This window comes from Paenibacillus sp. B-A-8 (assembly GCF_048572915.1).
Lineage (GTDB): Bacteria > Bacillota > Bacilli > Paenibacillales > Paenibacillaceae > Paenibacillus_AQ.
The window spans coordinates 3,692,971-3,705,559 of record NZ_CP183882.1; the positions used below are offsets into that span (position 1 = coordinate 3,692,971).

Sequence of the window (12,589 nt, forward strand, 5' to 3'; positions counted from 1 at the left end):
GGGAGGAAGAAAGGAGCGAATGTTTACCCGAAAGATGGCTGCCGTGATCTTCTATCTGGCCTTGCTCGGTTTGATTTACGTCCTGAGGGATGAGCTGCTTCCTTGGCTGGAAAATCTGGATTCTGGAAGCTGGCCCATCATCCTGTTCATCTGTGCAGTGCTCGGAATGGTTCCCGTCATCCCCTTTGCGCTGGTATCTGGCATCCTAGGCATCAAATACGGGCTATGGGGAGGAAGCGGGATGAGTGTGGCAGCATCGACTCTGGCTGCTGTTATTACCTATTGGATTTTTGCCAAAGGAGGTGGGGGGTATCAAAGCCAAAGTTCCAAAACCAAATTGAAGATATGGAATGAGCATATCCAGCAGCGCGCTTTTCTGTTCGTTCTTATCGGGCGGATGCTGCCTTTCATCCCAGCTGCGCTTATCAACGGATATGCAGGCTGGTTTAAACTTCCGTTCGTTCCGTATGTAACCGCAACTGTCCTGGGCAAAATCCCAACGATGCTTGTTTTCGCCTATGTTGGCGTTTCTGCGGTCTCGGGTTCGCAGTATTGGTCACCCGTGCTGCTGATATATGCTGTTTTTTTAGGTGTCGTGTATCTGATATATAGCCGATTATTTCCGAATGCCACGAGCGTTCAACGCTTAGAAAACGAGCAATAAGGTATGTAAATTTAATGCAATCAAAATTTCAAAATCGATGGAGGAACAATCATAACAATTAAGCTTTCAAAAGGTGAATTTGACCGTTTGCTCAAACTCTCCAACGACAATGGATATATTGCTGCTACCGCTATTGATCAAAGAGGCTCCTTATCCAAATCTTTAAGCAAAGCATTGGGAAAGGAAGCATCCTATGAGCAGGTCGCCGAGTTCAAACAGCTGGTTTCCGAAGAGCTTACACCTTATTCGACTGCTATTTTGCTGGACCCTGAGTTTGGCTGGCCAGCAGCAGAAGCCCGTGATGCAGACTGCGGGCTTCTGCTCGCTTATGAGGAAACCGGATATGATGTGACACAAATGGGCCGACTGCCAGATTTATTGCCCCGATCTTCAGCTCTGCGGTATGTCGAGAAGGGAGTAGATGCCGTTAAAATCCTGATGTATTACGATCCGGATGATCTAGAGGAAATCAACGACATTAAACATGTCTTCATCGAACGTGTCGGTGCGGAATGTGCCGCAAATGACATTCCCTTCTTTTTTGAAGCCGTAACATACAGTGACAGCATACCGGACTCAGGAAGCGCCGAGTTTGCCAAAGTCAAACCGGATAAAGTTAAGAAGTATATGCAGGAATTCTCCAAACCGCGTTATAAAATTGATGTGCTGAAGGTTGAAGTTCCGGTAAATATGAAATATGTATCCGGCACGGCAGCCAATACCGGCCATGAGCATGAAGCGGTATATACAAGGCAAGAAGCACTACAGCACTTTAAAGATACAGCAACAATTTCACCTATTCCGTTTATTTATCTAAGTGCGGGAGTCACGAATGAAATATTTCTAGAGACCTTGAAATTTGCCGGGGAAGCGGAAGTCCCTTTTTCAGGAGTACTGTGCGGTCGGGCTACATGGCAGGACGGTATAGAAATATACGGCAAGGAGGGGGTTGAAGCATTACGCAAATGGCTTCAAGAGGAAGGCAAACAGCGAATGATCAAGCTTGATAATATTCTGCGGCAAGTGACCACACCATGGTGGCAGAAACATCCTTGATTGATTTTACCGTCACCCATTAATCTGCTTTGAACCCCGGCAGGTCGTGCAGCAGGCATAGCCTTTCCGCCTGCCGGGTATTATATGGCTTCACGAAACAAGGGAAATGGAGCAGCAAATCATGCAGACAGCAGATGTCTCAGCTATTAAAGTTGTAAATTCGAATACACTTAAGATTATTGCTATATTATCCATGTTCATCGATCACCTATCGGTATGGCTGGTTCCCTCAGGAACCTCACTGGATATTCTGCTTCACACTATTGGCAGACTTGCCGCCCCCATTATTTGTTACCTGATTGCAGAGGGCTTCGCGCATACTTCCAACTTAAAGAAAATTTATGATACGGCTTTTTCTTTTTTCCTTAGTCTCTCATTTTCCATTTGTGCTCTTCTTCGGTCTATCCTGGTGGCAAGGGACCAGTGTGATCTGGGATTTGCTCATGGGGCTGATTGCACTGTCTATCTGTAAAAATCCCAAGATCCCCTTATGGGGACAGATCTCTTCGGTTGCGGTATGCTGCCTGCTCGCATGGACGGCAGATTGGAATTACATCGGAGTCTTATGGGTCGTGTGTTTTGGTTTGTTCAGAACACGCTTCAGTCTGCAAATGTTTGGCTTTGCACTAATTGGAACTTCCCTTTACATTATTCCAGGCCTTTCGGCATCAGGTTCAACGAGCATCTTCCGTTTCGGCATTCTGCTGGCGATTCCGCTCTTTGCTTTGTACAACGGAACCCGCGGCCGAAAATCCAATCTGATCAAGTATGGATTCTATATATTTTACCCGCTCCATCTAATAGTGCTGTATCTGTTTCGTTATATTTTATTTGAATCATAGATTAAGGAGAACGCTGCATGAAGTGGCTTAGAATAATTAATCATAGGTTCCTAACCTTGACTATATTTACAGCTGTAGTGCTGTAACGCTATCCGCTTGTACCGGCAAGATGAACCCGAATCCGCAAGTAGTAAATAGTCCTGCGCCCACGTTATCTGAGCAAGAAGTCCTGCCTGAACAGCCGCAAGCAACGAGAAGCGAAGAACCCTCGACAGGACTAGTGTACGACGGTAATTTGGAGCTGCCTGTAATTGGTGCTACAGGGTATGCCTCAGTAAGAATGGAGTTGAAAAATTCAGCCGACGTTAATTCCATTACGGTAGCAATAATTGAACCTAGAAGTGCCTTCCAGATTTTAAAGGAAGAGGGGGCATGGTGGCTGGTACAACATCAGGATGTTACCGGCTGGCTGCCGCATGTTTACTGTTTCATTAATCTTCCCGATGTTATTCCGTCTATGATTTATGACAACACCAATACGTATGCTTCACAGTTCAAATCTTCCGGAAAAGCGATTCCCGGTATCACCGATCAGAAACTGTATTCCGGGAAAAGTTACAATAATCGGCTGGCAAAAGAGGAGTTCATCGATCCTGTTCTGTATCAAATGTCAAAAAAAATATACTCCGCACAGCGCATGGCTTTATCTGATGGAAACTCGCTGAAAATTTATGAGGTTTTCCGCCCATATACTGTACAGAAAGATGTTGCCTCTGCATTAAAAGCTCTGGCTGAATCAGATCCTGAAGTGATGGAGGGGATCAATACGCCACCGTGGGGAATAACCTGGTTTATTGTTGATGGAGTATCCAATCACCAAATGGGGTACGGAATGGACGTGAGTTTAGTAGAAATCCAATCAGAGGAGCAAGTAAGGATCGGTGACTACCTTTCCTTGCAAGTTACGGATTATATTGAGTACGTCATGCCAACCTACATACATGAGTTGAGTGGAAGCTCAGCTATATTCACTGCTGCAGTGACTTCAAAAACGCCGGACGCTTGGAGAGGATCGACTTATGCCGATACGATGACAGACCCTGCTAAACAGCTGCAGAAATATTGCACGTCCGCGGGTTTGACTCCGTTGGCCTCGGAATGGTGGCACTTTAACGATCTTGAGGCCAGGGACAGTATCGCAGATCAAAGCGGCGATGGGGAATTTATTATAACGGATATTTACAGTACAGCACCTTTTGCGGAATAATTTGTTGTTGCCCCTCTGGATGATTGGACAGCCAGCCTAGACAGCGGTACTATTAAATTGTGTCATATGTATAGGGAGAGGTTCATTCAAAAAGGATTTAGCTAGGGAGGTAAGTACGCATGTCTGATGAGCATATTAACCATGGGAATAGTCATGAACATAATCATGAGCATAAGTACCGGAAAGATATTATTAACCGTTTGGCAAAAGTCGAGGGGCATTTGCGGTCAGTTAAAGAAATGGCGATCAATGGACGCCAGTGTCCCGATATCCTGCTGCAGATTGCGGCCGTGCAAAAAGCACTGGATGGAGCAGCAAAGCTGCTCTTAAAAGACCATCTGGAGAATTGTGTGGTTGATGCCGTGCATCATGGCGACGAAGCACAGGTGATTGCAGAACTGAATGCTGCGATAAATAGTTACATCCGGTAAAGCTTGTTGATGCCCCTTCTTGTGCCAGTATAGAAGGGGCTTTTTAATAATGTGTAATGGAGTGTATCCCATAAATATTAAATGGTTAATAAAATTTTAAATTATAGATATAAGGTGCATAGAGTGCTCAAATCAACCAAAAAAAAGTCAAGGTTGTTTTTAAAACTTCTGATTATAAGAACTTGTTAATTAGAAATGATCATCGGAATTAAAAAATGAATGATTTAAACAATTATCTTGCAATTAGAGAATCACGGTATAAACCAGATAAATCAGCTCCATTCCTATTTATAGCTGCACCAGTTGGACGGAAGGGTACTAATCGCCGCTTAAATCAAAGATCTATTGAAAAGCTTGTTGAAAAATATGCAATTGCCTTTGGAAAGCCGGCTCTATCGGTGCATGCATTAAGACACTCATTTGCAACTCGATATCATAAGGAGAATAATGATGTACCTAGATTAAAGAATCAACTGGGGCATTCATCTATTCAAACTACTATGATTTACACTCATTTAACTGATGAAGAGATGCGAATTGCAGTTAATAAAATGGATCAATAACAAATATTAAAAGGTGTTATGGATAACTAGCTGTATAAATAATGACACAAATGTGCCTACTTGCTTGGAGTAAATGACACTAAACCACCTACTTGTTTGGTGGGGTGACACAAAACCGCCTACTTACTTGGAGGAATGACACAAAATCATCTACTTGCTTGGTGGAGCTGACAAAATAGATTGATCAAATCATATTTGATTTTATTAACCTCCAAACTTTTTAACTAAAAGAGCTTAAAGTAGGGGGTTTTGTGTCAAAAAGGTAGGGAGTTTTGTGTCGCATTAGATCAACATATTGAAGATCAGTCTTTCTTAGTTATATGATAAAAAGGAGGGTGATCTCATGGACAACGGTACATATTCTTGTCATTCATCGGTACACATTCTTGTCATCCGTCAACGAGCATTAAGTCATAACTAAACAGGGGCATTTTCTAACTCATAGACATATGTACAAAATACGGGTTTTGTGAGTAAGTAGTATGTAAAATAATTTAACCGGTGTACAGTGACAAAAACTTCCCCCTTTATTGACCCGAAACGTACCTCTTAAAATTGTATGACACAAAGTTTAACTCTATATAATAATAAATCTAATGAATTTAGTTGCTCTCTCTAAAAGAAGGCTCAATTTATTTTGAACCTTCTTTTAAAGTGGTAATCTTTGTGTCAAATACTAGCGGTTTTGTGTTATTTGTTATGAAACTAATTATTATTAATATCACTTTCAATATGGATTATTGTTCCATTTTATTTACAGCAGCTCTCATCTCTTCGTTACTTAAGTGGTGAAGTTGACGATCGAGCAACTTGGCTACGCCGCTTTTAATTAAGCTCTCAATATTATTATTCTACGTTAGACAATGCTTTTTTAATTAAGTCATAATTGATAGCGCCTTGATAGATCTCTTGAATAATGCCTTGAGAATCTATTATAAAAGATGTAGGATAAGCAACTACTTGGTACTTGCTACTCACATCGCCCTCACTGTCCAAAGCAACGGGAAAACTCAATCCAAATTGTTCAATAAAACCTGTTACATTAGCTGTTTTTTGTTCCGTATTGGTTAAATTCACAGCCAAAACCACTGTATCATCCTTGTAATCAGTATAATACTTTTCCATATGGGGCATTTCAGTTCTACATGGTGGGCACCACGTAGCCCAGAAGTTTAGTATTACTTTTTTACCTTTGAAATCAGAAAGCTTTACTGGCTGTTCTTCCAAATTCAGCAGCTCAAAATCCGGAGCTTCGTTACCCTTTTTTATCCCTACCACCTCGATAGATTGTTCCTGCTGGATGTTATTCGATTGACCTGATTGATTCTTCTTGTAATCGAATATCCCCCATGTAAATAATAAAATAATCGCTATGAGTGCAAACATATTTTTCTTCATAATACACCCCTTTTTAATAAGTAAATACTGTAAACTGGGCGAAATAGGCGCTTAATTTCTGCAATTGCCCCGTGAATAACAACAAGCCCATAACAACGAGGATCCAGCCGTTAATGACGGATAGCAAGGGTAACCAACGATTAATTTTTTTTAAGATTCCCAACGAATAAGTCAACATGATGGATAACAAAAGGAAAGGAATCCCTAATCCGATGGAATAAACAAATAATAAAAACATTCCGCTATACATCGTCTCTGTCGATCCAGCAAGCAACAATATGGAGGATAATGCTAGTCCTACACAGGGAGTCCATCCTGAACCAAAGGCTAGTCCCAATACAAAAGAGCTTAAATTCCCTTTCTTTGATGTTCCTGTATTGCCCCATTTCTTATTTACCATGAGAAAACGAAGTGATAGAATTCCGGCCATTTGCAATCCAAAAACAATGATAAGCAGACCACTTATTTTCTCAACCACTTCTCTATTTCCCGCAAAAAATTGACCAATGAAGCTAGCAGATGCTCCCATAACGACAAATACTACACTGAATCCTAGAATAAAGCTGATGGATCTTGTTAAGAGTAGTTTTTTCTCTACGTTGATTTTGTTGTCTTGTACGAAGGATCCAGTCAAATGAGATACATAGGACGGAATCAGTGGAAATATGCACGGGGAAAGAAAAGAAAGCACCCCTGCTATAAGAGCAACAGCTATTGTTGGACTATCCATTCAAGAGCCCCCTTTTCCCTTATTCATTACGTTGTATGCTATAAAAGAAATGATGAACAAGACAAAGAATAGAATTTGTTCCTTTGTAAACCCCAAAACAAATAGTTCTCTTCCATCCTTGGTGAATAATATGCCTATCATCCCCAAGCTAATCCATTCGATAAATTGATTGACAACTACCGAATTCCCTACTGCCTCTTTCTTCTTGAAAAGAAAAACAGCAAACCCAATATTCATTGAAAAATACAAGCCGTGAAATAGTGAATTAGTATTATCTGTGAAAATAAGGAATAAATGATATACACTACTGCTAACTATCCATCCAGTACCCAACACATCCAGATTCATCATGATAGAAGTACCGTCCAAACGTGTACGGATCCCTATAAATATAATCGAAATCACAACAGCCAAACCAATTCCTTTATTACCTCCATTAAAATAGAGAAGTGACAACGGTTGTTGGAACGTTGACATCGGATCAAATAGAACAATACTAAATTTCCATACAAAAAAACCAATAATGAGTGCAGTAAAATACTTACCACTTATATCTTCCTTCACATCTGCCTTGCTCAAACGGTATTTCAAGCCCATGTAGCCAGCGAAAGTCGATAACATTAATAAGAGGATTTCAACATTTATTAAGAATGGACCTAATGGCAGAAATTTTATAACTTTATCCTCCTTTTATCTCCAGATGTTCCTGATCAAAATGTAAACATCGTTATGAAATGTATATAAAAAGATGACGCTGTACAATACAGGCGTCACCTCCTTCAAGTTTCCTATATTTCAAAAAAATCTCATTAAGAACTAGATAGTAGACTCACTTTTAGAATAAGTCAATCCATATTTTAATAGCAGTAGCTAAAATCAAAATTGCTAAGATAGCTTGTAAAGCTTTCGTATTCATTTTTTTACCGACTTTAGCTCCCAGTGGTGCCGCCAGAAGACTAGCAATAACCATAATAATTGCTGGCCAGTAATCGACTTGTCCTGTCATTAACTTACCAATACTTCCTCCTATTGAGGAGATAAAAGTAATGGCTAAACTCGTTGCAATCGTCATCCGCGTTGGAATTTTAAGCACAACCAGCATAATGGGCACAAGTAAGAATCCACCTGCAGCTCCAACAACACCAGACCCTACACCAACAATCAACGCTAGAACTACGGCTAAAGTTTTATTAAATGTTACTTTATCCAATGGAATATCATCTATTTGTTTTTTAGGTATGAACATCATAATTGCCGCGACTGTAGCGAGGATCCCATATACAACATTTACAGACTGCTCTGATAAATACGACGAACCAAAGCTACCAATAAAGCTTCCAAGTAATATAGATCCACCCATATAGATGATCAGTGACTTATTGAGGTAGCCACCTTTACGATAAGCCCAAACGCCAGCAATTGATGCAAACAATACTTGTATCGCACTAATCCCTGAAACCTGATGTGCTGTAAAGGCTGCTATTCCAAATAGTGGTGGGATATATAAGAGCATTGGGTACTTAATAATCGATCCTCCAACACCAAGCATTCCTGATACGAATGAACCGATAAAACCAACTAAAAATATAACAACAATAAATGTGATATCCACACTTTCCCCTTCTTTCTATAACGATGGCGGGCTTCGATGATCGAAAACCCGCCTAAAAGAACTACATTACGCTTTTTTTATATAAAATTTGAATACACCAGCGTCTTCTGATTGTTCTAAAATAGTATGTCCACCTGCATTTGCCCAAGCTGGAAAATCTGAAAGTGCACCTTTGTCCGTCACATGAATCTCTACTACTTCACCTGAAGCAACGGAATCCATTGCCTTTTTTGTTTTAACGATTGGCATAGGACATGCTAGTCCTTTTGCATCTATTATTTTGTCGACTTTCATTTAAATAACCCCATTTCGTTTTTTTGGAAGCTGCTTAGATCATATTAATGAATTAACGAACTGCACAACGGTTTGGACCAATTTCCATTTCGGTTTGTTCCTCATAATCCGGAGTGATTTTTCCCATATTCACTTGACGAATTTGTTGATAAGCATTCGGTTGTGGTGGTAAATTATCAGTTACTATACTGCGGAATTCACTCTCATCTTCAATATTCAAGCCATGATTATCAGACAGCAAATCACCTAATCGTTTGGCAACCGTCCCGTCTTCATTCAATTCATCAATGATCATAAAATGTGCTGGTAGAACAATTAAGTCCTCTGCTAGTTCTCTATAACGGCGATATAATGTTTCACGAAGATCTCCTACCCAATCCTCCGCAAGACCAGCAAGGTCAGGACGACCAATGGAATCGATGAATAGAATATCACCCGTCAATAGATACTTATCGTCTACTACAAAAGAAGTTGATCCGATCGTATGACCTGGCGAGTAAAGTGCACCTACATCAATGTTAGAAGCACCGATTTGAACCGTTAATCCATCCTCAAGAGGTGTATAGTCGAACACGACTTCTTCTGCATCTTTCGAAGGCAAGTAGTATGTTGCACCCGTAGCCTCTGCAATAGAACGCCCGCCTGAAATATGATCAGCATGTAGATGCGTATCGAATACGTGTTTAATTTTTACATTTTTCTCTTCTGCAAAGCTTGTGAATACATCCGTAAATCTGACGGCATCAAATAGGGCTGCTTCACCCTCAGAAATTACCATATAGGAAAGACAACCTTTTCCTAGACGTACGAATTGATATAATTCACCACTACCAGAAAGATCAGCTACTTTTATTGGCTCTAAATAACTGCTCCAAGATTTCATACCGCCTTCTAAATAACTAACAGATAGAGCATCACTCGCTTCATTCAACATTTCAGCCACCATAATCGAGGAGCCTTCTTTAGCACAAACAACTAATATATCTCTATCGGTTGGAATTTGAGGTAAAATACCCTCTACACCATCTAATAATTCGAAATAAGGAATATTAAGATATTCGAATCGATGTCCTTCAATTTTCCAGTCTTCAAATGCATCTGCATTACGTACGTCCAAAATGAATAATGATTGATTTTCAATTACTTTACGAGCAACATCTGCTGCTGTCCATTTCATTACTGTCATTTCAAAATACCCCCATAGGTATAAATTTTGTTATTTTTTTAGTGAGAGAATTAGATCCCTCACTAAGTCATTGCTTTTACTCTAAAAAGTTAATGATGGAGCGGCATCTTTGGCAAATTCAAGGAATGTAACGGCTCCACCCACTTCAATACCCTCTACAAAGTCATCCTTTGTTAGACTCATCACATCCATAGTCATCTGGCAAGCAATGAATTTTACACCCAGCTCTTGTGCCATTTCAACTAATTGAGGAATCGCTGGAACGTTCGCTTTAGCAAATCCTTCGGCCATAAATTCTTTACCAGCTGGCATGGAAAGCCCGTGCATTCCTTGCTTATGAATCAAATTTAGCCCTTCAAATGTGAAGAAAATTGCTACTTCTTTTTCTGAAGCTGCTGCTGCTGTTGCGATATTAAATACTTTATAGGCGTCGAATAGACCACCGTTACTTGCGATAATTGCTACTTTGTTTGACATATTTAACCCTCCATAATTTATATTGATGTTGTTAAGTCGCCAGTCCAACCTGTCATACCTGGCAAGACGTTATACACTTTTTCAAATCCATGGTTTGCAAGCTTTTGTGCTACAAGATCACTGCGTTTGCCAGTACGACAAATCACATAAATTTCTTGATTTTTATCAAGCTCATTCATACGAGATTCAAGTTCACCCATTGGTATTGAATTTGCGCCTTCAATATGACCAAATGCATATTCCGCCTCTTCACGTACATCTAGAATATATCCACCATTTGCTGCACGCGAAACTAACTCTTCATTATCTATGATCTGCTCATGTGTCTTTTCTACCATTGCGTCATTTGAACATTTACGAATGTAATGAAATAACACATCTCCATCTTCTGTTGTACCAATATATTGATGACCAACAGTTTCTGACCAAGCTGCAAGATCGGCTTTAGATCCTTTATCTGTCGCTTGCACCTCTAATATTTGACCCTCTTCTAAATCGTTCATTGCCTTTTTCGTTTTCACGATTGGCATTGGACATGCTAGACCTTTTGCATCTAACATAACATCCGCTTTAACTGCCATTCTGAAACCCTCCTAAAACTCTATCGTTTATTTTTGAATGATATTTTAAAGCTATTCAACATTACCTTTAAAGGCCAGCATACCACCGACCATATTTGTAGCGTCATAGCCGTGATAAGTTAGAAATTCTGTAGCTTGCCCACTACGTCCACCTGAACGACATATGATAATATATGGTGTGTTTTTGTTTAACTCTTGTAAGCGAAACTCAAGTAAACCTAATGGAATATTGATAATTCCAGGAATGTGATCTTCTTGTACTTCAGCAACCTCACGAACATCGATTAGATTTAGCTTTTCCCCATTTTTTATGCTTTCTTGAACTTCTTGAACGGTAATCTCTTTCATTCCACTCATCCTTTCCACGCATTCATGCCACCATGGACATTAGTAACGTTATCGTATCCTAATTTCTTTAATTGTTTACATGCTTGATTACTTCGCATTCCACTTTGGCAAATGACGACTATATCCTTACCTCTAGGTAACTTTGACAAGTCAGAACCAAGTGGAACATTTTTGAACTGGACTATATGACGACCACTGTATTCACCTGGAGTTCGAACATCGATGAATACTTTATCTTTGTCAGTTAATATCGTCTTCAGCTGCTGGGCAGTAATCCTCTTTACGCCTTTTGATGGTAACTTGCGCCAAATAATAAATAACATGAGGATACCAATAACAATTGCTGCCTCCATTATTCACCTCCCTTAGCCGATAAATAGATTGACATTTCCATTTTCTGCATCAGCCAGATATGCTGCTACACCCGCATACTGAACACCATCCAATAATTCTTCCTTTTGTAAACCCAATAAATCCATCGTCATCGTACAGGTTATTAGCTTAATCTCTTGCTCCTGGGCCATATCAATGAGTTGTGTTAATGTCAACGCATTATGCTTTTTCATGACATGCTTGATCATTTTCGGACCCATACCAAGCATTTGCATTTTGGAAAGGCTTAGTTGTTCAGCGCCACGTGGCATCATCATACCGAACATTTTTTCTAAAAATCCTTTTTTTACTTCAACTGGTGATTGTTTACGCACTGCATTAATTCCCCAAAATGTGTGGAAGATGGTTACTTCATGATCATAAGCCGCAGCACCATTTGCAATAATATAAGCAGCCATCGCCTTATCATAGTCTCCACTAAATAATACAATCGTCGTTCTTTTCTTTTCCATTTCGCGCTCCTTTACCCATACTGGTAGGGGTATATATTTTCTAAAAATATAAAGCCGAAAATTATCGGCTTTTTACGAGTAGATTAACTGCTTCTTGAATAGAATCATTCATTATAGATTGATCGCCTTCCGCGTTTTGCACACATTCTACAAGATTTTCACTTACAATGACACCAATCGTATGATCTAATCCAGATCTTACAGCGGAAAGTTGTGTAATGACTTCTTTGCAATTTTTACCTTCATCCATCATACGTAAGATGCCTCTTATTTGACCTTCCATACGTTTGACACGATTTATCACTTTGCTATCGTATGTCATACACACACTCCCTTCTTTATTAATATTCGCTAA

At 39.9% G+C, this 12,589-nt stretch carries 18 protein-coding genes and 1 pseudogene; 7 read left to right on the forward strand and 12 right to left on the reverse strand.

Annotated features, from left to right (window positions below; translation table 11 throughout):
* Positions 1–19 precede the first annotated feature (19 nt).
* The 7 genes and pseudogenes from ACN6MV_RS16410 to ACN6MV_RS16440 form a co-directional block, all read left to right on the forward strand.
* A complete protein-coding gene (locus ACN6MV_RS16410) occupies positions 20–664 on the forward strand; it encodes a TVP38/TMEM64 family protein (protein WP_179281523.1) in 645 nt (214 codons plus the stop codon).
* A 57-nt stretch (positions 665–721) separates the two neighbouring features.
* On the forward strand, positions 722–1,720 hold the full coding sequence (locus ACN6MV_RS16415) for a tagatose 1,6-diphosphate aldolase (protein ID WP_256989733.1): 999 nt from the start codon (positions 722–724) through the stop codon (positions 1,718–1,720).
* A gap of 121 nt (positions 1,721–1,841) precedes the next feature.
* Positions 1,842–2,192, forward strand: coding sequence for a TraX family protein (locus tag ACN6MV_RS16420; protein WP_218832583.1), 351 nt, complete (start codon positions 1,842–1,844; stop codon positions 2,190–2,192).
* Positions 2,107–2,562: a conjugal transfer protein TraX gene (locus ACN6MV_RS16425; RefSeq protein WP_256989723.1), complete on the forward strand. Its 456-nt coding sequence runs from the start codon at positions 2,107–2,109 to the stop codon at positions 2,560–2,562. Before ACN6MV_RS16420 ends, ACN6MV_RS16425 begins: the two co-directional genes overlap by 86 nt.
* 109 nt (positions 2,563–2,671) lie before the next feature.
* Positions 2,672–3,769: a hypothetical protein gene (locus ACN6MV_RS16430; protein WP_094869063.1), complete on the forward strand. Its 1,098-nt coding sequence runs from the start codon at positions 2,672–2,674 to the stop codon at positions 3,767–3,769.
* 119 nt (positions 3,770–3,888) lie between these two features.
* Complete coding sequence (locus tag ACN6MV_RS16435) at positions 3,889–4,200, forward strand: metal-sensing transcriptional repressor (RefSeq protein WP_094869064.1); 312 nt, start codon at positions 3,889–3,891, stop codon at positions 4,198–4,200.
* A gap of 221 nt (positions 4,201–4,421) precedes the next feature.
* Positions 4,422–4,763: pseudogene (locus ACN6MV_RS16440) on the forward strand (tyrosine-type recombinase/integrase); the annotation flags it as partial.
* Positions 4,764–5,609: 846 nt separating this feature from the next.
* On the opposite strand, the gene ACN6MV_RS16445 reads toward ACN6MV_RS16440, so the two are convergent.
* From ACN6MV_RS16445 to ACN6MV_RS16500, 12 genes are all read right to left on the reverse strand, one after another.
* The gene (locus ACN6MV_RS16445) at positions 5,610–6,161 is read right to left on the reverse strand and encodes a TlpA disulfide reductase family protein (RefSeq protein WP_419884408.1); all 552 of its coding nucleotides are present in this window, start codon (positions 6,159–6,161) and stop codon (positions 5,610–5,612) included.
* Between the two features lie 13 nt (positions 6,162–6,174).
* Complete coding sequence (locus tag ACN6MV_RS16450; protein ID WP_419884409.1) at positions 6,175–6,891, reverse strand: cytochrome c biogenesis CcdA family protein; 717 nt, start codon at positions 6,889–6,891, stop codon at positions 6,175–6,177.
* Complete coding sequence (locus ACN6MV_RS16455) at positions 6,892–7,512, reverse strand: hypothetical protein (protein WP_419884411.1); 621 nt, start codon at positions 7,510–7,512, stop codon at positions 6,892–6,894.
* A gap of 214 nt (positions 7,513–7,726) precedes the next feature.
* Positions 7,727–8,503 carry a sulfite exporter TauE/SafE family protein gene (locus tag ACN6MV_RS16460; RefSeq protein ID WP_419884413.1) on the reverse strand — a complete coding sequence of 259 codons (777 nt, stop codon included), beginning with the start codon at positions 8,501–8,503 and terminating at the stop codon, positions 7,727–7,729.
* Positions 8,504–8,569: 66 nt separating this feature from the next.
* On the reverse strand, positions 8,570–8,797 hold the full coding sequence (locus ACN6MV_RS16465) for a sulfurtransferase TusA family protein (RefSeq protein ID WP_042128044.1): 228 nt from the start codon (positions 8,795–8,797) through the stop codon (positions 8,570–8,572).
* A gap of 52 nt (positions 8,798–8,849) precedes the next feature.
* Complete coding sequence (locus ACN6MV_RS16470; RefSeq protein ID WP_419884415.1) at positions 8,850–9,983, reverse strand: MBL fold metallo-hydrolase; 1,134 nt, start codon at positions 9,981–9,983, stop codon at positions 8,850–8,852.
* Between the two features lie 81 nt (positions 9,984–10,064).
* Complete coding sequence (locus tag ACN6MV_RS16475) at positions 10,065–10,460, reverse strand: DsrE/DsrF/DrsH-like family protein (protein ID WP_341113068.1); 396 nt, start codon at positions 10,458–10,460, stop codon at positions 10,065–10,067.
* 17 nt (positions 10,461–10,477) lie between these two features.
* Entirely contained in the window at positions 10,478–11,041 is a 564-nt protein-coding gene (locus ACN6MV_RS16480) for a sulfurtransferase TusA family protein (RefSeq protein WP_419884418.1), read from the reverse strand.
* A gap of 51 nt (positions 11,042–11,092) precedes the next feature.
* Positions 11,093–11,389: a rhodanese-like domain-containing protein gene (locus ACN6MV_RS16485; RefSeq protein ID WP_042128052.1), complete on the reverse strand. Its 297-nt coding sequence runs from the start codon at positions 11,387–11,389 to the stop codon at positions 11,093–11,095.
* Between the two features lie 5 nt (positions 11,390–11,394).
* Entirely contained in the window at positions 11,395–11,742 is a 348-nt protein-coding gene (locus ACN6MV_RS16490) for a rhodanese-like domain-containing protein (protein ID WP_042128054.1), read from the reverse strand.
* 12 nt (positions 11,743–11,754) lie between these two features.
* Positions 11,755–12,234, reverse strand: coding sequence for a DsrE/DsrF/DrsH-like family protein (locus tag ACN6MV_RS16495; RefSeq protein ID WP_076120549.1), 480 nt, complete (start codon positions 12,232–12,234; stop codon positions 11,755–11,757).
* Between the two features lie 61 nt (positions 12,235–12,295).
* Positions 12,296–12,556: a metal-sensitive transcriptional regulator gene (locus ACN6MV_RS16500; protein WP_042128058.1), complete on the reverse strand. Its 261-nt coding sequence runs from the start codon at positions 12,554–12,556 to the stop codon at positions 12,296–12,298.
* Positions 12,557–12,589 lie beyond the last annotated feature (33 nt).